Raw genomic sequence first — 17192 nt, 5'->3', positions numbered from 1 at the left:
CAAAATAAAAAATCATATATTTCACTTACAAATAATTAGCATGACAGATCAAGATTTATTTTACTTACTAGCCTTGCAAAGAGTAGAGGGTGTAGGCGATATTATGGCCAAAAAGTTACTTACGCATTGCGGTTCGGCCGAAGCTGTTTTTAAAACAAAAGCGCAACAACTAGCAGCAATTGACGGAGTAGGGGCTAATTTACTTAAAAATGTAAAGGATCAAACCGTTTTTGACAAAGCCAATAAAGAGTTAGAATTTATAAAAGCAAATGCTGTTAAGGTAGCACATTTTCAAAGTGATGATTATCCAGAACGCTTGAAACATTGCATTGATGGACCAGTTTTATTATTCTCCTCTGGCAATATCGATTTGAAAGACCGCAAAATGATTAGTATCGTGGGTACACGACAAATAACGTCGTATGGAACTGAGTTCTGCCGTAAGCTAATCGAAGATTTAGCACCGCTAGATCCCGTTATCGTAAGCGGTTTTGCCTATGGTGTAGATATTGTGGCGCACCAGCTGGCAATGGAATATAAATTGCAAACCATAGGGGTGGTTGCTCACGGTTTGAACCAAATCTATCCTAAACCGCATAAAAAGTATGTGGCCAAGATGGAGGAGAATGGTGGTTTTATGACCGAGTTTTGGAGCGCCTCCAATCCTGATAAAGAGAACTTTGTACGCCGCAATAGAATTGTAGCTGGTATGACCGAAGCAACTATCGTGATCGAATCAGCAGATCGTGGTGGTTCGTTAATAACGGCAAACTTGGCCAATGATTACAACCGCGATGTGTTTGCGGTTCCCGGTCGCGTTACCGATAAATACTCTCAAGGCTGCAACAACCTCATTAAAACACAAAAGGCCAATGTGCTTACTAGCGCCGCTGATTTGGTTTATATCTTGAATTGGGATATCCAGAAAGAAGCAAAGCCGGTGCAGAAACAATTATTCGTCACGCTCGACGATGATGAACAAAAAGTATACGATTACCTATTAAAAACAGGGAAGGAACTGATGGATATTATTGCCTTACGTTGTGATTTCCCTATTTATAGGATCTCAGGATTATTACTCAACATGGAACTGAAAGGAGTAGTGAGACCATTGCCAGGGAAATTATTTGAGGCGATATGAATGAAAACGTACCGCAGACTCGTAGATTATGGTAATTTTTAATCTGTGAATCTGTGGTTAAATTAAGTAAGTAATTAAACCTTAAAGCATAATTTTTATCGAACACTTGCTTAGATCATCATTTGCGACTGCCGCAGCTTTCTCCGCTACTAATTGCGAGGATTTACAATCCGTGCACACTACAAAAGGTAATCCATACAAATCCACAATACTTCGCTTAAAACATCTTGAAAGTTTCAAAAAACGAATGTTCTATCTTTCACGAAAAACTGTAATTTTTGAAGGAATATAGCTCGTTGACTTGTTTTGTTTACTCGACTTTGTTTGTTCGGAATATTTCCCCACTATCTTGTGTAGAGGTATATTTGCGCGATCGGGAGTGTTGAAGTAGCCCGAGGTTGAGAAACCTACAATATTCAATGCTTCAGTTGCAAAATTTGACTGTTTTTTGTTATTCGGTCATGTAATATGTTGTCCATTTTAGATATGTACCGTTATTTATCTTATGAATTATGTAAGTAGGTGTAGAAGATTTGTAATGATTATTTTGGAACTCTTTTAATGTTATATATTTTATTCCTTTTAATGTTTTTATATTTTCAGGTTTTACTGCTTTAGGAGAAAATATAGTAGAGCTGTAAAGGGTGAAGATGAATGTAGGAATACCAAGACTAGTTGAAAGTCCGTTTTTTGATTTTTTCACGCCTGCAATTATTGCTTGCTTCGTTTCATAACCCTTTAGATAAAAGCTAAATTGTGCTTTTGTCTTTTCATTGTTTATACAGAAGTTTGCTATTGAGCTATCGTTTAAATTAATTAATACTGTAGTGTTTTCTGATTTATTGCTGTGTTGTGAAAATGATAGAAGGGACCATCCTAAACATATAATTATTGGTAATTTTCTTGAAATTATTGTCATGGCTGATTTTAATTTTGAAATATGATAATTGTATCTACTATCTTTTTTCGATTTGCTGGTGTTAAATTTTTCCATGCTACTATGTGTGCATCTGATCGCGCGAATTTGCAATCCATGCATACTTTAAAAGGCAATCCATACAAGTCCACAATACTTCACTTAAAACATCTTTAAAGTTTAAAAAAAAGAATGTTCTTTTTTTCACTAAAAACTATAATTTTTTAAGGAATATAGCTCGTTGACTTGTTTTGTTTGCTCGACTGTGTTTGCACGGAATCCAATTTCGCGCTATGTGAAGAGACATATATCCGTTATCGGGGATGTAAAAAATTAGTATTTACAACAAAATACCAGACGATATGATTCGTCAGGTAGCGGGCGAATCATATCGATAGTAATTATCTCGTGGTAAACGCCTTAAATTCAATTTTTTTTTAAGAACCGATAAAGTAAATATATTAAATACAAAATAAATATTGTTAAAAAAACCCATATTATTTGCCAAATAAGCAATGATAATTCAAAAGTATTGTCCATGATTTAAAAATTTAAGGTTGTCTTTCTCCGGATTGAATCTTACCAGTGGTGTTGTTTATATTAATTTGAAAAGATATTGTTGTAGAATTAAAATTACCTTTGTTTTATGATTAGTTTTAAAGATATACAAATTCATTTATACTGATATCAACAAATTAATGGTTTCTAATAATAAATTTCAATATCCACTTTTAGTGATATTTCAGGTCCTCCGCTTTTTTTAGTATTTCAACATTGTTTTTTTGTTAATATTTATTTCATATGTGGAGTGTATTTGATTCTGAATAAATTGCTATCAGTAGATAAACCTTGAGATTTCCCAATTTACAGGATTTCAGGAATATTACTTAACATGGAGCTCAAAGGAGTGGTTAGGCCGTTGCCAGGTAAATTATTTGAGGCGATATAAGCAAAAAAATCACGGATTCTGTAGTCTTGTATTCAATAGTACACAACCAGCATTTTAAAGATTACTCAATGCCTTACGGTTTTATTTAAAGTACAAAGTAAGCTTCATTTTCACTTGCTACCATTACTTTCTTGAGTTCAATCATCTCTTGGTTTTCAAATTCATTTTGGTATTCATTGACCATTTGAATCAAATTTTGTTCAATTGTTTGTGCAATAGCCGTAACTGGTGTGTCCGTAGGTTTGTTCTCAAAGGGATCTTGCAAATGAATAGCCATTTTTTCGATCAGGAAAAAAGCCGCTGCAATTGTTGTAATCAGTGGCACAGCAAACCAGCTTAGTAGGCTAATTAGTCCAAACGGCAAGAGTATGATAAACAAGCACAGCGTAAAGCGAATATAAATGCTGTAAGTTGTGGGGAAAACGGTGTTTTTAATTCGTTCACATTTTCCCATCGCATCACACAAACGGGTTAGTGTATTATCTATTTCTACTTGTTGATAGGTGGTAATGCGTTTTTCCTTTAATACTTTGTAAAGGTCTTTTGCATGCAATACTAATAAGGCGTTAGGTATGTGTTTGTGGTTCTTTACAAAGCGTAATTCCTCTTCAGACAATAGCTTTTTGATGGGCTTAATGGCATCCTCGTTCCGTAAAGACTGACCTAGACTGTAACACCATGCTATTTGCCTTTTGGCAAACTTTTCTTTAAAATTACTAGCTTCAGTTGAGAACTCAGGATCTTTATAAAAAGTGATCATTTGTCTCACCAGCGTTCTAGATTCATTTACGATAGATCCCCAAACAATTCTAGCTTCCCACCAGCGGTCATAGGCCTGGTTGGACTTAAAAGCCAGTAATAATGATATGATAGTTCCTATTATTGCTGGAATAGCAATTGGGATTTCTACATCGATGTTAATGAAATAGTGATGAAAAATTTCAAATAATATGGTGTAGGATACCACAAGAGCAAGCTCATTCTTGATTTTTCCAAGTACGTATTGCATTGGAATTCTTTTTTTTAACAACATATATTCGAATTTTAATTATCAATTTTTAGTATTTACACCAATTCTTCATACAGTGATAGAACAGGAAGTCCCACTTTCTCATGTAGGTCTTCTCTCTTAGTTTTTTTGAACTTTATTTTTTGAACAGTGCGTGTTTGAACTAACATATCGATGTCGTGCTTTGAGATAGCTTCATTAATGTATCTAAGGACATCATCTTGATTTTCGGTAGTATTGGTAGTTTGACTTACTATTTCAAGAGGGAAATACTTATTCAAAAAATGCTGTATTGTCTCTAGACCAATTGTGTCTTGGTTGTTTTTAACATAAAGGGCTTTGCTATAATTGATGTCTTTTTGCTCTTGCCCTAGATGTAGAATAGGGCATTTTTGGTTCGTAGCCAATTGCAATAAGTACTGATTGATTTTGCGAGATTCTTGTTTGTACGAGTTGGGAAATACAATTAAATTCACATCATATAAATCAACAATACCTTTAAAAATAAATGAAGATAAGCCACATTGATTATGGATTTTAATTTTGCAGTTTGGTGTTTGATTTATAATTGATTTACACTTATCAAGTATTTCTTCTTGGTTAGCGGTATGACCAACGTTCATTTCTCGCAAAAACTGTGAAGCCGAGTAAGTATCAGGGGCTTCAGAAACGAATAATAAGATGATTTCGCATTCGTGAACGTTTGATTGAGAGACAGCAGAATGTATCGCAGCAATAGTATCAGGTTGTAAGGTCGTAGGAACTAATATTTTTTTCATGAGACTAAGTATTTGTTTATACATACAAATTACTTAGTCCTACCTTAGAATGCCCTTAAGTTAAAATTAGAATTTTCTAAGATTCAACATTAAAATTTTTAATGTTGGCTTTCTTAAAAACAATTGTCACGATGGTTCCTTTATTTTCTTCGGACTGTACTTGTAATTCTCCCTCATGCATGCGAATGATTTTCATCGCTAGCGGAAGCCCTAAACCATAGCCAATGTATTTAGCTGCAATTTTACCTCTAAAAAACGGTTCGTATAAATGTGGAATATCCTCAGGAGGAATTCCGATACCAATATCATTAATCGTGATTTTTATTTTTTCGGTATCTGCAGAAAGTATGACAAACACTTCATTGTTATCTGAATATTTTACGCCGTTTGTTATAATGTTGTTGATAGCTAATTCCAGTAAAGGCTTGTTACAGGGAACTAATAATAAATTAGAATCAGAAGGAGCGAAATTGAGTTTTACGATCACTCGATTGTCAGGATACATTTTATCAATATCTGATTTCACACCTAATAAAATTTCATCAATTCTGGCAATGTCTTGTACTTGCTTTTTACCATCATAACCCGTTTGCGTAAGCTTAAGCAGGCTTTCTGTGAGGTTTCCTAATCTTGCGGCTTGATTGTAAATGTTTCCTAAAGATTGTTTGTATTCCTCGGTTTCTCGATCTTTTAGCAACATGATTTCTGCCTCGGCAATAATTGTTGTTATTGGGGTTTTTAATTCGTGCGAAGCATTATTGATAAAATTAGCCTGAATTTCGAATGAGGTTTCTAAGCGGTCTAACATTCCATTAAAAGTGTCTGTCAAATCAGATAATTCAGGAGAATTTTTAACCTGTGGTAATCGATTGTGCAGGTTAGAGGCACTAATACGTTTCACCTCCTTAGTTATACGAGCTACCGGATAAAACACTCTTCTGGCCAATAAACGTCCAAAAAAATAGGCTAGTAAAAGGAAGCCAATTCCCCCAAAAAACATGATACGTACAATAAAAATCAAAGTGTTTTTACCCATACGGTCTCTCGCACCAACAATGACAATATATTTTTGATTGTTCTCTGTGAATATTTGTCCTAAATAGTATTTATCGTTGATCTCGTACCAGTCTTTTCCAGATTCTAATATGTGCATGTAAAATTCATTAGGTACATCAAGTTTAGTATTGTACTCAAAGCTATTTTCACTATTTACCTTAAGCACATATTCTTCTTCTTGGATAAGTTCTTCAAGCCCATTTTTTTTAAGATTACTGTAATATCTCTTCTTTTCAGGATCGTTTTGAAAATTTATAGAGGCAACAATTTTAGCCCTGTCCTCAAGTCGCTTTAGGAAATGGTATTGATTGTTTTTCCGGAACATTATGAATACAAGCACGCACAATAGCAATGTACTAAAGGTGGATAGTGCAACGTACGTGAAAGTTACTTTTTTTCTAATATTCATTTTATAATTTTATAACGTAACCCAATCCTTTTATGGTATGAATCAATTTTTGAGCAAAAGGTTTGTCCACTTTTTTACGTAAATAATTGATGTAAACATCGACCACATTCGTATTCATGTCAAAATTGATATCCCACACATTATCTAGGATTTGTTCCCTTGAAACAATCATTTCTTTATTTCTAGCCAGATACAGAAGTAATTTAAATTCTTTGGCAGTCAAAACAATTGAAACGCCTTCACGTTCTACTGTTTTAGCTCGTGAATTGATAACTAGATCTCCTATTTCGAGAGCCTCAACTTTTTCATGTTGTTGGATAGCTCTTCTATGGAGTGCTTGAATGCGAGCTTCGAGTTCACCAAACTTAAAAGGTTTTGTCAAGTAATCATCTGCTCCTGCGTTAAGTCCTGTTACAATGTTTTCAGAGGTTCCTAAGGCTGTTAAAAGTAAAATAGGAACAAAATTTTTTGCGTCTCGAACTCTTCTACATATTTCGATTCCGTTTATATCAGGTAGCATTACATCTAAAACAACAACATCAAAGGTGTAGTTAGAGATCATTTCAAGAGCAGTTTTTCCGTCTAAAGAAACGCTTACTTCGTGGTTAGACTCAGAGAGTCCTTTTCGTAAAATCGCCAGTAAATTGGGTTCGTCCTCGACAATAAGCAGTTTCATACTAGGTAATTTCGTTATTTACAAAAATAATAATACTTTAGTGTTTAAATGATTAACGACATAAAATTAGGAATTAATTATGAACCGTTTAGTTATAAAAATCAAAGGCTCTAATATTTAATTAGAGCCTTTGATTTTATAATTGGTAGGTTTTAAAATATCTTACAATACTTCAAATCCTAATTTCTCTCTTACTCTTGATAATACGCCATTGGCAACTGCTGTTGCTTTATTCGCACCTATTTTAAGCAAGGCATCTACTTCTGTCAGGTTATTAATATAGTAATTGTATTTTTCTCTCTCAGTCTTAAAAGTTTCGCATATGAGCTCAAACAAGGCTTGTTTAGCATGCCCGTAACCATAATTACCGCCTAGGTAATTTGCTCTCATTCTTGCTAGTTGCTCGCCATTAGCTAATAAAGAGTAAATAGCAAAAGCATTACAAGTTTCAGGATTTTTAGGGTCTTCTAGTGGCGTACTGTCGGTTTCAATACCCATGATTTGCTTGCGCAAGGCTTTGTCATCAAGGAATATATTGATGATGTTATTGGCTGATTTACTCATTTTACCACCGTTAGTCCCTGGAATAAGCATGCTGTCTTCTTGAATTTTAGCTTCAGGAATCACAAAGGTTTCTCCCATTTGGTGGTTGAAACGTGAGGCTACATCACGAGTAATTTCTAAGTGCTGTAGTTGGTCTTTCCCTACTGGTACTACTTCGGCATCATACAACAAAATATCAGCAGCCATTAACATCGGATACGAAAACAACCCTGCGTTGACGTCGTCTAAGCGATCTGCTTTGTCCTTAAAGGAATGAGCTAGCGTAAGGCGCTGAAATGGAAAAAAACAACTTAAATACCAAGACAACTCTGCTGTTTGTGCCACATCTGATTGTCTGTAGAAAACCACTTTGTTTATATCTAAACCGCAAGCTAGCCAAGCTGCAGCTGTACTGTAGGTGTTAGTTCGTAGCGTTTCTCCATTTTTTATTTGAGTAATCGAGTGCAAATCAGCAATGAAAAGGAAAGATTCGTTTTCTGGTTTATTCGATAGTGCGATCGCTGGAATAATTGCACCTAATAGATTCCCGAGATGAGGTGTTCCTGTACTTTGTACACCGGTAAGTATTTTTGCCATTTTATTTTTTTCTGAATCGCAAAGTTCGCAAAGTTTTTTATTTAATGGTTAAATTTTTAAAATACTTCAGTAAAGAATTAGGTGTTCAAAAAGTTCAAAGGCATGATCTGACAGGAGGGAGAACACCATTAAACGCAGCCATGTATCTTGTGATTAGAAATTAAACACCTTTATAGTTGTGGTGCAAAGTATTTAAATAGTGAGCACAACCTATAATTTTATTCCTATGCTATTGTTTGATTCGTTATTTTTGAGCCTATGAAAGGATTAAGATTTGTTTTTTGGATGGTATGGCGTGTTTGGTTCTATGTATTAATGGCAGTACCTATATTGATTATGTTTCCGTTTTTGGTGCTTTCTATACTTTCGGATAAGGGTTACCCTTATTTTTTTAAAATGGCTCGTATATGGTCTAAATTTATCCTTTATGGGATGGGTTTCTACTATATCGTGGAAAGAGAGCAAGGCTTGCAAAATAATAGAAGTTACATGATTGTAGCCAACCATACCTCTATGGCCGATATTATGTTGATGCTCGCCATCATAAAAAATCCATTTGTATTTGTAGGTAAACAGGAGCTTGCTAAGATTCCGTTATTTGGTTTTTTCTATAAACGGACTTGTATATTAGTAGATCGTGGTAATTCTAAAAGTCGTATGGAAGTCTTTAACGAAGCTCAAAAAAGGATTAATCGTGGGCTAAGTGTCTGTATTTTTCCTGAAGGAGGCGTTCCTGATGACGAATCGATCCTTTTAGATAGTTTTAAAGACGGTGCTTTTAGATTAGCGATTGAACATCAAATTCCTATTGTACCGATTACTTTTGCCGACAATAAAAAGAGGCTGTCATACACTTTCTTCAGCGGGAGTCCTGGAATAATGCGAGCTAAAATTCACTCAGAGATTAGTACTACAGGCGTAACTTTATTGGATAGAAAAAACATTCGGGAGCAAGTACGAGATGTGATTTATTCTCAGCTCATAAAATTTGAAGGTAAAAAGAAGAAAAAACAGTTTGTTTATTTATTTAATAAAAAAAAGAGTTGACGTTAGTCAACTCTTTTTAAGTTTTATGCTTCTGCTAGTTCTTTAATTCTATCTTTAATCTTAACTTCTAGTTCATCAGCTAATTCAGGATTGTCCTTAATCAATGATTTTACTGCGTCACGACCTTGACCTAATTTAGTTTCACCATAACTAAACCATGAACCTGATTTTTTGATAATCTCAAACTCTACAGCTAGATCTAAAACTTCTCCAGTTTTAGAAACTCCTTCGCCGTACATGATATCAAATTCGGCCACTTTAAAAGGTGGTGCTACTTTGTTTTTAACGATTTTTACTTTGGTTCTGTTTCCTATTACGTTATCACCATCTTTAATTTGAGTAGAACGACGGATATCTAAACGTACCGAAGCATAAAACTTCAATGCATTTCCACCAGTTGTAGTCTCTGGATTTCCAAACATAACTCCAATTTTTTCTCTCAACTGGTTGATGAAGAAAACTGTACAGTTTGTTTTACTAATCGTTCCTGTTAATTTTCTAAGTGCTTGTGACATCAAACGAGCATGAAGACCCATTTTAGAATCTCCCATTTCACCCTCGATTTCGCTTTTTGGCGTTAAAGCCGCAACAGAGTCAATTACAACAATATCAATTGCTCCAGAACGAATTAAGTTCTCAGCAATTTCTAGTGCTTGCTCTCCATTGTCTGGTTGCGAAATGATTAGGTTTTCGATATCTACACCTAACTTCTCTGCATAATTTCTGTCGAAAGCGTGCTCTGCATCTATAAAAGCAGCAATTCCGCCTGCTTTTTGAGCTTCGGCGATAGCGTGTAACGTTAAGGTTGTCTTTCCTGATGATTCTGGACCGTAAATTTCGATGATTCTTCCTCGTGGATATCCACCAACTCCTAATGCTAAATCGATCCCCAAAGACCCTGAAGAAATAGTTTCTACTTCAACAATGGCTTTATCCCCCATTTTCATTACTGTTCCTTTACCGTAGGTTTTATCTAACTTATCTAATGTAAGCTGTAATGCTTTTAATTTGGCTTCTTTCTCTGTACTCATCTTCTCTTTTACCTTTTCTTTCATTTATATTATTTTATGGCTGTCAGGAGTTTAAAGTATCAATTGTATCTTTTTAATTCCTTTTAATGTTGATTTTTAATGCTTGTAAAAATACTTTATTTTTGAGTTAATTTTCATAATTCTAAACTAAAATAACGTAAAAAAAATAATTTTACATAAATAATGCTTTTAGCTCTGTAGCGTCATGAGGGTTTAGTTTTCCGGCTAATACTAAACTTAATTGTTTGCGTCGCAATGCAGCTTCGTAACGTTGAATCTCTAGTTCTGTTTCAGGAATGATTTGCGGTACTTCCACTGGTCTTCCCGTATCATCGACTGCTACAAAAGTGTAAATGGCTTCATTGGCTTTGGTTTTGTTCCCAGATTCTCTGTCTTCAACCCAAATGTCAATATAGATTTCCATTGAACTTTTAAAAGATCTTGAAACTTTAGCTTCAACTGTTACCACACTTCCTAAAGGAATAGCGCGATTAAAAGCCACGTGGTTTACAGATGCAGTAACAACAATTCTGCGAGAATGTCTCCTAGCTGCAATACTTGCTGCACGATCCATTCGAGCTAATAATTCACCGCCAAAAAGGTTGTTTAAAGGATTTGTTTCACTTGGTAAAACTAAATCAGTTAAGGTTGTTAAGGATTCTGAAGGGTGTTTTGGTTTCATATAATGAGAGGAATATTTTTAATACTTTTTAATTTTTAATTTAACCAATATACCGCCATAACTGCCGGAATAAAATAGATAACAATTGTTCTAGCACCATCATAATCCTTAGCTAATCGTTGACCGAAAAGTAGCATTATTAAGGTGATACATGAAAACACGGCACCGTAAAAGCCAAATAACCTTCCGTTGTTTACAACTAACTGGATAGCACCTACCACACAAAGTATACCTGAGATTAATTCCAGTATTAAAATGTTCATCAAGGCAATAGGCACATGATTTTTTAATTGGGTTTTTGCAAAATGTCCCTTAAGCCATTCTACGTTGTCTTTCCAGTAAAATAATTTGTCATAACCTGACTGAATGAAGGAAATAGCTAAAAAAGCCAAAATTAGAATAGATGCAACGTTATTCATAGTGTTATTTTTTATGGATTAAGCGAGTAAGTTTGATCGACAAATCAGTTAAAATTATTTTTGCATTTCCGTTACGCTCTATGTGATACATTGCATCAGATAGTTCTTTAAAGATATCATGTATATTGTTCCCATTTACAAATGGCGCAAAGTTCTCTAATTTAAACTTCTCTACTTTAGGTTCAAAATAAACCAACTTTGGCGCTTCATAATTAAGCAATAAGGCTTGACGAAACATTTCTATACAAAACTGTAAAAATTTCTTTTGTGTTTCTCGTCCTAGGCTAGCAATTTTTTCACTCCACAGAATTAAATCTTGGATTGCAGCTGCGTTTCCTTTTGCTTTAAATGCAGCACGTACCCAAGTTACGAACCACTCTTCAAATGGGTAATCATCACTATTATCATGAACTAAATGCAAAGCCACATTGTAATTTCCTTGTGCTTGGTGTGCAATTTTGGTAGCTAATTTTAAATCAATATTTTCACGACAAACGAGTGCATCTGCAACAACAGTTTCACTTAACCCATTAAAGTGTAAAATTTGGCAACGAGATCGTATGGTTTGTATAATATCTTCTTCGTTCTCTGAAATCAGAATAAAGATTGTTTTTTCAGGCGGTTCTTCTAGCAGCTTTAAAAGTTTGTTAGAAGCTGCAATATTTAATTTATCTGCCATCCAGATAATCATAATTTTGTGACCACCTTCATAGGATTTCAATGAAAGTGATTTCAAAATTTCGGTAGCATCATCTACTCTTATTTCTCCCTGCTTGTTTTGAACTCCTAGAACAGCATACCATTCAAACAAACCACCATAAGGATTTTGAGTCGTAAAAGTGCGCCATTCTGCGATGAAATCAATGCTTTTTGGCTTGGTTTTTACACTATCTGTTGAAACCGTAGGATAAGCAAAATGTAAATCGGGATGGGAAAGTTTCTGAAATTTTAAATTACACGCCTGATTCTCTCCGTTATTTTCCCCGTTAGTATTGCTACATAAAATGTACTGTGCATAAGCAATAGCCATAGGTAAAGTGCCACTACCTTCTGGCCCAATAAATAGTTGCGCATGAGGAATCCTACCTAGATTGGCGCTTTGAGTAAGATGATTCTTAATGTGTTCTTGCCCTAAAATTTCAGAAAATTGCATAAAGCAAAGATAGAAGAAAATGAATCAGTCTAAAATTTTGAACACTAAAGTTTGCTAAATTTCACAGGCAAATACGCTTTTGTAAATGAGTTGGTCCGAAGATTAAATCTTTGACTTAATTTTGAATTATTGATAATTAAAGTTAAATACACTGTTTCTTTCTTAAATTACATCGATTTCGTTGTGTTTTTCGTTTTTTTAATCCTTTTTTGAAATTTATTACTAAGCTAAAAGTTCTATATTTGTTCTTCTTTTACAACAAACAACTAAAAATAAGGATTAGATGAAGACTTTAAACGACTTTGATTTTAAAAATAAAAAAGCAATAATACGTGTTGATTTTAATGTGCCGTTAGACGACAATTTTAATGTTACTGATGCGACTCGTATCGAGGCTGCTAAACCAACGATCGATTTTATTATCGCTCAAGGCGGAAGTGTAATTTTAATGTCGCATTTAGGCAGACCAAAAGGAGTAGAAGAGAAATACTCACTTAAGCCTATTGTAAAAACAACTTCTGATATTTTGGGAGTTCCGGTTCAGTTTGCTTCTGATTGTATTGGAGAAGAGGCAAAGGCGGCTGCCGCTAATTTGAAGGCAGGCGAAGTATTATTGCTAGAGAATTTACGTTTTCATCCAGAAGAAGAGGCCGGTGATATTGCTTTTGCAAAAGAACTAGCTGGACTAGGAGATATTTACGTAAATGATGCTTTTGGCACAGCGCACAGAGCACATGCTTCAACTACAATTATTGCGCAATTTTTTCCTAATGAAAAATGTTTTGGAACCCTACTAGCAAAAGAAATTGAGAGTTTAAATAAAGTATTAAAAAACAGTGAAAAACCAGTTACTGCGGTTCTTGGAGGATCTAAAGTATCGTCTAAAATCACCGTAATCGAAAACATTCTCGATAAAGTGGACCATATGATCATAGGCGGTGGAATGACCTTTACGTTTGTGAAGGCCTTAGGGGGAAAAATTGGAGATTCTATTTGTGAAGATGATAAGCAGGAGCTAGCACTTGAAATTTTAAGATTAGCTAAGGAAAAAGGAGTTCAAATTCATATTCCTGTGGATGTAATTGCTGCTGACGCTTTTTCTAATACAGCTAACACCAAAATTGTTGATGTAAATGAAATTCCTGATGGTTGGCAAGGTCTTGATGCCGGTCCAAAATCATTAGAGAATTTTGAAAAAGTAATCATGGAGTCTAAAACGATCTTGTGGAACGGACCTTTAGGTGTTTTTGAAATGGAAAGTTTTGCCAAAGGGACTATTGCTTTGGGTAACTTTATAGCGGCTTCAACTGAACAAGGAGCCTTTTCTCTTGTAGGTGGAGGTGACTCTGTAGCAGCTGTAAAACAATTTGGTCTTGAAGAAAAAATGAGTTATGTATCTACCGGAGGTGGTGCAATGTTAGAAATGTTAGAAGGTAAAAATTTACCTGGAATTGCTGCAATCTTAGACTAAATTCTGCATATTTAACAATATTTATACTTTTTTTCAGTTGTAACCTATTAAGTTTGTAAAATAATGATTCATTTAATCATTTAAAATTAAGTAAGTTGACTGTAAAAATGACTGTAAAAAATACCATAGTAACCGCAATATTATTAGTATCAATTCCTTTGTTTTCGCAACAGAATAGCGAGAGCAAAGGAGTTTTTATTAAGGAAAACAACCAATCCTATCTCGATTCTATCAAAAAAAGTTTTGTGAAAGATGCTATGGCATCATGTGTAGATAGCTTATGGATGAAGGAACTAACTGATTTAGATCTCTACAATGACATTACAAGTGATATAACCAACATCAATACCGATGTAAAAGTGGATTACGAGTTATCTACAGATTTGTTAAAATCAAGACTCGAGGCAATGAATGCCAAATCTCCTTTTAGGATTGAATACAATGAAAGTTTAGAAAATGTCATCAAATCCTTTTTGAAATACCGAAAAAAATCCTTTGGTAGATTAATGGCTATTTCAGAATACTATTTCCCTCTATTTGAAGAAGAGTTTGCCAAACAGAACGTACCCTTAGAGATAAAATACTTAGCAGTGGTAGAGTCGGCCCTAAATCCAAAAGCAGTTTCGAAAATGGGTGCTACCGGACTGTGGCAATTTATGTATCAAACGGGTAAACAATACAATTTAAAAATTGATTCTTATATAGACGAGCGAAGTGATCCCCTAAAAGCTACAGCTGCAGCGGCAAAATATATGTCGAATATGTATGCTATTTTTGGTGATTGGGAACTGGTTTTAGCGTCCTATAATTCAGGGCCTGGAAACGTATCAAAAGCAATAAGACGTTCCGGAGGACAACAAAATTATTGGAGTATTAGAAAAAATTTACCTAAAGAAACGCAAGGCTATGTTCCTGCTTTTTTAGCAACCATGTATTTATACGAATATCGCAAGGAACATGGTATTGTTCCTGATAGAGCAGTGGTGCAGCATTTTGCAACTGATACTGTGATGATTAAAAGAGAAATGTCTTTCAAACAAATCTCAGATTTACTAGAGGTACCTGTTGCGCAATTACAGCTACTAAATCCTTCCTACAAGTTGAACATTATTCCGTCGTACAGAGATGAGAAACACTACTTGCGCCTGCCTAACGAAAAAATAGCTCTTTTTACATCTAATGAGGAAAAACTATACGCTTATGTGCAGTATGAATTAGATAAAAAAGAGAGACTATTCACTAGCATTACAGCAATTGTAAGCACTACAGATACTAGTACAAACCAAAAAGAAAGTCAGTTTACCACTCGATACTACAAAGTAAAACGTGGGGATAATTTAGGTACTATAGCAAGTAAAAATGACGTATCCTTAACAGACTTGAAAAAATGGAATGGACTCAAGAGTAATACGATTGCTTACGGTCAAAATTTAAAGATTTTAGCTAAAGAAAGTCCTGTAAAAACTACAGTAGTCCAGGCAAAAAACGATATAGCAGTAGTTAGCAAGGTAGTAAAGGAAAGTAAAGTAAATAAAGAGAATTCGAAAGACACTTTAGTCGAGAGTAAACAATCCATGTATGTCGTTCAAAATGGAGACAACATTAATGCTATCGCTGACAAATATAAAGTAACCGTAGCTCAAATTAAAGAATGGAATAACTTGACTGATACTACAATTCATCAAGGGACAACTTTACAAATAGCATATGATTCAAAAGAACCGATAAAAATGGAATTGGCGCAATCGCCTGAACTAAAAGAAATTTACTATACCGTTCAAAAAGGAGACAACTTAAGTAATGTTGCCAAAAAATTTGGAGCCACTATTGAAAATTTGAAGGAATGGAATAGTCTGTCAAGCGCAGCAATTGCTTTAGGAAGTGAATTAATAGTAGCTAAAGATGAAATTGCAATTGCTACAAATGCTGTAGCCGTTAGTGCTTTTAAGGTAAAAAATAGTCCGATTACGAAACTTAAAGAAGCAGATAATTATTACGTTAAAAAGGGGGATTCTTTATTTAGTATAGCTAAAAAGTATCCAGGAATTACCGTTTCAGATATTATAAAGTGGAATGGTATTAAGGGTGAAAATATTAAACCAGGGATGAAACTAAAAATTAACGGTTAGTTTTAAAAAGGTTTTTATAGGATGGGGTTTTATTCATTGTTGAATAAAACCCTTTTTTTTGCGTCGAAATGATGTTTTTTACTTGTTTGTCAATAATTGGAATGATATTCGTGGCTAAGCATGTAATTGACATTAGTTTATAAAACTTGTATCTTTAGGGTCATTTCAATATATGATTAGCCTATTTTAACTTTAATAAAATGAATAAAAAACTGCTTCTATTTTTACTCATAGGTTCCTATCTTTTTATTTCTTGTAAAAAAGAGGAAGTTGTTCTACCAAGAATAGCAAATGGGAAAATTAATAATATCGCTATCATTGTTGATGACTTGTTGTGGAATAGCGAGGTTGGAGACAGTGCTAGAAATAAATTTGCAGCCCCTGTTTTAGGATTGCCTCAGGAAGAACCTCTTTTCAATATCAATCAGTATCCCATAAAGCTTATGGAAGGTTTTATGACCGATAGCCGAAATGTTATCGTCATTAAAAAAGGGGATAATGATCATTTTAGCGTTAAAAAAGACGAATACGCGGCGCCCCAAAATGTATTTCATATCACTGGTAAATCAGTCACTTCTATTTTAGCTCTCCTAGAAAAGACTGCACCCCAAATCATCAAAACAATTCATCAAAACGAGATCGATGAAAGTCAGCGTATTGCAAGAAAATCACTTTTAGAAAGAGAATATTTTGATAAGAAGTTCAATATTTCTATTCAAATTCCTTCTTCTTACGAGTTAATGCTACAGGATGCTAATTTTGTTTGGTTCAAAAAAGAAATCATCAGTGGTAACACAAGCGTCTTAATTTACCAAGTTCCTTTATCGACTGTTAACAATAAAAATAACATTGTTGGTAATATTATAAAGATGCGAGATTCTATAGGTAATCTTTATATTCACGGAAAAGAGCCCGGAACTGATATGATTACAGAGGAGGCTTATGCTCCTTACTTTTTTGTAGTAAACCTAGATAACAAACTTACGTATGAAACCAGAGGAACATGGGAACTTCGGGATGATTTTATGTCAGGACCCTTTATTAATTACGCAATAATTGATAAAGAAAATAACAGGGTTTTGGTATTAGAAGGATTTTGCTATTCTCCTTCTAAAGAAAAGCGAGATTTAATGCTAGAGTTGGAGGCAATTATTAGGTCAGTAGTGGTAAATAAGGGATAATTAC

Annotated in this window: 15 protein-coding genes and 1 pseudogene; 6 read left to right on the top strand and 10 right to left on the bottom strand. The window is 34.4% G+C overall.

Annotation, left to right across the window (positions count from 1 at the left end; all coding sequences use genetic code 11):
* Nucleotides 1–40 precede the first annotated feature (40 nt).
* Nucleotides 41–1141 (top strand): DNA-processing protein DprA, encoded by a 1101-nt coding sequence (dprA, locus tag H8R22_RS02430; protein WP_187009113.1) that lies wholly within the window; start codon nucleotides 41–43, stop codon nucleotides 1139–1141.
* Nucleotides 1142–1592: 451 nt separating this feature from the next.
* Here the strand turns inward: dprA and H8R22_RS02425 are convergent, their stop codons facing one another.
* Nucleotides 1593–2135 carry a hypothetical protein gene (locus H8R22_RS02425; RefSeq protein ID WP_187009114.1) on the bottom strand — a complete coding sequence of 181 codons (543 nt, stop codon included), beginning with the start codon at nucleotides 2133–2135 and terminating at the stop codon, nucleotides 1593–1595.
* A gap of 775 nt (nucleotides 2136–2910) precedes the next feature.
* Between H8R22_RS02425 and H8R22_RS15725 the strand changes: the two are divergent.
* Nucleotides 2911–3006: pseudogene (locus H8R22_RS15725) on the top strand (DprA-like winged helix domain-containing protein); the annotation flags it as partial.
* An 85-nt stretch (nucleotides 3007–3091) separates the two neighbouring features.
* Here H8R22_RS15725 and H8R22_RS02415 read toward each other — a convergent pair.
* The 5 genes from H8R22_RS02415 to trpS form a co-directional block, all read right to left on the bottom strand.
* Nucleotides 3092–4015, bottom strand: a complete 924-nt coding sequence (locus H8R22_RS02415) for a bestrophin family protein (protein ID WP_225875982.1) — start codon at nucleotides 4013–4015, stop codon at nucleotides 3092–3094.
* A gap of 56 nt (nucleotides 4016–4071) precedes the next feature.
* The gene (locus H8R22_RS02410; RefSeq protein WP_187009116.1) at nucleotides 4072–4794 is read right to left on the bottom strand and encodes an adenine nucleotide alpha hydrolase family protein; all 723 of its coding nucleotides are present in this window, start codon (nucleotides 4792–4794) and stop codon (nucleotides 4072–4074) included.
* Nucleotides 4795–4870: 76 nt separating this feature from the next.
* Entirely contained in the window at nucleotides 4871–6259 is a 1389-nt protein-coding gene (locus H8R22_RS02405; RefSeq protein WP_187009117.1) for a sensor histidine kinase, read from the bottom strand.
* A gap of 1 nt (nucleotide 6260) precedes the next feature.
* Complete coding sequence (locus H8R22_RS02400) at nucleotides 6261–6935, bottom strand: response regulator transcription factor (RefSeq protein ID WP_187009118.1); 675 nt, start codon at nucleotides 6933–6935, stop codon at nucleotides 6261–6263.
* A 162-nt stretch (nucleotides 6936–7097) separates the two neighbouring features.
* On the bottom strand, nucleotides 7098–8075 hold the full coding sequence (gene trpS / locus H8R22_RS02395; protein WP_187009119.1) for a tryptophan--tRNA ligase: 978 nt from the start codon (nucleotides 8073–8075) through the stop codon (nucleotides 7098–7100).
* Nucleotides 8076–8333: 258 nt separating this feature from the next.
* On the opposite strand from trpS, the gene H8R22_RS02390 reads away from it, so the two are divergent.
* Nucleotides 8334–9122: a lysophospholipid acyltransferase family protein gene (locus H8R22_RS02390; RefSeq protein ID WP_187009120.1), complete on the top strand. Its 789-nt coding sequence runs from the start codon at nucleotides 8334–8336 to the stop codon at nucleotides 9120–9122.
* Nucleotides 9123–9145: 23 nt separating this feature from the next.
* Here the strand turns inward: H8R22_RS02390 and recA are convergent, their stop codons facing one another.
* From recA to H8R22_RS02370, 4 genes are all read right to left on the bottom strand, one after another.
* Complete coding sequence (gene recA / locus H8R22_RS02385; protein ID WP_187009601.1) at nucleotides 9146–10153, bottom strand: recombinase RecA; 1008 nt, start codon at nucleotides 10151–10153, stop codon at nucleotides 9146–9148.
* Between the two features lie 172 nt (nucleotides 10154–10325).
* The gene (locus tag H8R22_RS02380) at nucleotides 10326–10835 is read right to left on the bottom strand and encodes an acyl-CoA thioesterase (protein WP_187009121.1); all 510 of its coding nucleotides are present in this window, start codon (nucleotides 10833–10835) and stop codon (nucleotides 10326–10328) included.
* A 35-nt stretch (nucleotides 10836–10870) separates the two neighbouring features.
* Nucleotides 10871–11254, bottom strand: coding sequence for a DoxX family membrane protein (locus tag H8R22_RS02375; protein WP_187009122.1), 384 nt, complete (start codon nucleotides 11252–11254; stop codon nucleotides 10871–10873).
* A gap of 4 nt (nucleotides 11255–11258) precedes the next feature.
* Complete coding sequence (locus H8R22_RS02370) at nucleotides 11259–12407, bottom strand: DNA polymerase III subunit (protein WP_187009123.1); 1149 nt, start codon at nucleotides 12405–12407, stop codon at nucleotides 11259–11261.
* 283 nt (nucleotides 12408–12690) lie between these two features.
* On the opposite strand from H8R22_RS02370, the gene H8R22_RS02365 reads away from it, so the two are divergent.
* The 3 genes from H8R22_RS02365 to H8R22_RS02355 all read left to right on the top strand — a co-directional run bounded on the left by H8R22_RS02365 (nucleotide 12691) and on the right by H8R22_RS02355 (nucleotide 17188).
* On the top strand, nucleotides 12691–13878 hold the full coding sequence (locus H8R22_RS02365; protein WP_187009124.1) for a phosphoglycerate kinase: 1188 nt from the start codon (nucleotides 12691–12693) through the stop codon (nucleotides 13876–13878).
* A 107-nt stretch (nucleotides 13879–13985) separates the two neighbouring features.
* Complete coding sequence (locus tag H8R22_RS02360) at nucleotides 13986–16007, top strand: LysM peptidoglycan-binding domain-containing protein (protein ID WP_187009125.1); 2022 nt, start codon at nucleotides 13986–13988, stop codon at nucleotides 16005–16007.
* 200 nt (nucleotides 16008–16207) lie between these two features.
* The gene (locus H8R22_RS02355) at nucleotides 16208–17188 is read left to right on the top strand and encodes a DUF4837 family protein (RefSeq protein ID WP_187009126.1); all 981 of its coding nucleotides are present in this window, start codon (nucleotides 16208–16210) and stop codon (nucleotides 17186–17188) included.
* Nucleotides 17189–17192: the final 4 nt, after the last annotated feature.

It is taken from the genome of Flavobacterium kayseriense (assembly GCF_014305095.1).
Lineage (GTDB): Bacteria > Bacteroidota > Bacteroidia > Flavobacteriales > Flavobacteriaceae > Flavobacterium > Flavobacterium kayseriense.
This window is presented reverse-complemented; position numbering and strand designations above follow the sequence as displayed.

Bases quoted from the DNA above. Each gene is read 5' to 3' on its own strand.
- dprA (WP_187009113.1), top strand. From the start codon at position 41: ATGACAGATCAAGATTTATTTTACTTACTAGCCTTGCAAAGAGTAGAG.
- H8R22_RS02360 (WP_187009125.1), top strand. From the start codon at position 13,986: ATGACTGTAAAAAATACCATAGTAACCGCAATATTATTAGTATCAATT.
- H8R22_RS02380 (WP_187009121.1), bottom strand. From the start codon at position 10,835: ATGAAACCAAAACACCCTTCAGAATCCTTAACAACCTTAACTGATTTA.
- H8R22_RS02415 (WP_225875982.1), bottom strand. From the start codon at position 4,015: ATGCAATACGTACTTGGAAAAATCAAGAATGAGCTTGCTCTTGTGGTA.
- recA (WP_187009601.1), bottom strand. From the start codon at position 10,153: ATGAGTACAGAGAAAGAAGCCAAATTAAAAGCATTACAGCTTACATTA.
- H8R22_RS02405 (WP_187009117.1), bottom strand. From the start codon at position 6,259: ATGAATATTAGAAAAAAAGTAACTTTCACGTACGTTGCACTATCCACC.
- H8R22_RS02400 (WP_187009118.1), bottom strand. From the start codon at position 6,935: ATGAAACTGCTTATTGTCGAGGACGAACCCAATTTACTGGCGATTTTA.
- H8R22_RS02355 (WP_187009126.1), top strand. From the start codon at position 16,208: ATGAATAAAAAACTGCTTCTATTTTTACTCATAGGTTCCTATCTTTTT.
- H8R22_RS02390 (WP_187009120.1), top strand. From the start codon at position 8,334: ATGAAAGGATTAAGATTTGTTTTTTGGATGGTATGGCGTGTTTGGTTC.
- H8R22_RS02370 (WP_187009123.1), bottom strand. From the start codon at position 12,407: ATGCAATTTTCTGAAATTTTAGGGCAAGAACACATTAAGAATCATCTT.
- H8R22_RS02410 (WP_187009116.1), bottom strand. From the start codon at position 4,794: ATGAAAAAAATATTAGTTCCTACGACCTTACAACCTGATACTATTGCT.
- H8R22_RS02365 (WP_187009124.1), top strand. From the start codon at position 12,691: ATGAAGACTTTAAACGACTTTGATTTTAAAAATAAAAAAGCAATAATA.
- H8R22_RS02375 (WP_187009122.1), bottom strand. From the start codon at position 11,254: ATGAATAACGTTGCATCTATTCTAATTTTGGCTTTTTTAGCTATTTCC.
- H8R22_RS02425 (WP_187009114.1), bottom strand. From the start codon at position 2,135: ATGGAAAAATTTAACACCAGCAAATCGAAAAAAGATAGTAGATACAAT.
- trpS (WP_187009119.1), bottom strand. From the start codon at position 8,075: ATGGCAAAAATACTTACCGGTGTACAAAGTACAGGAACACCTCATCTC.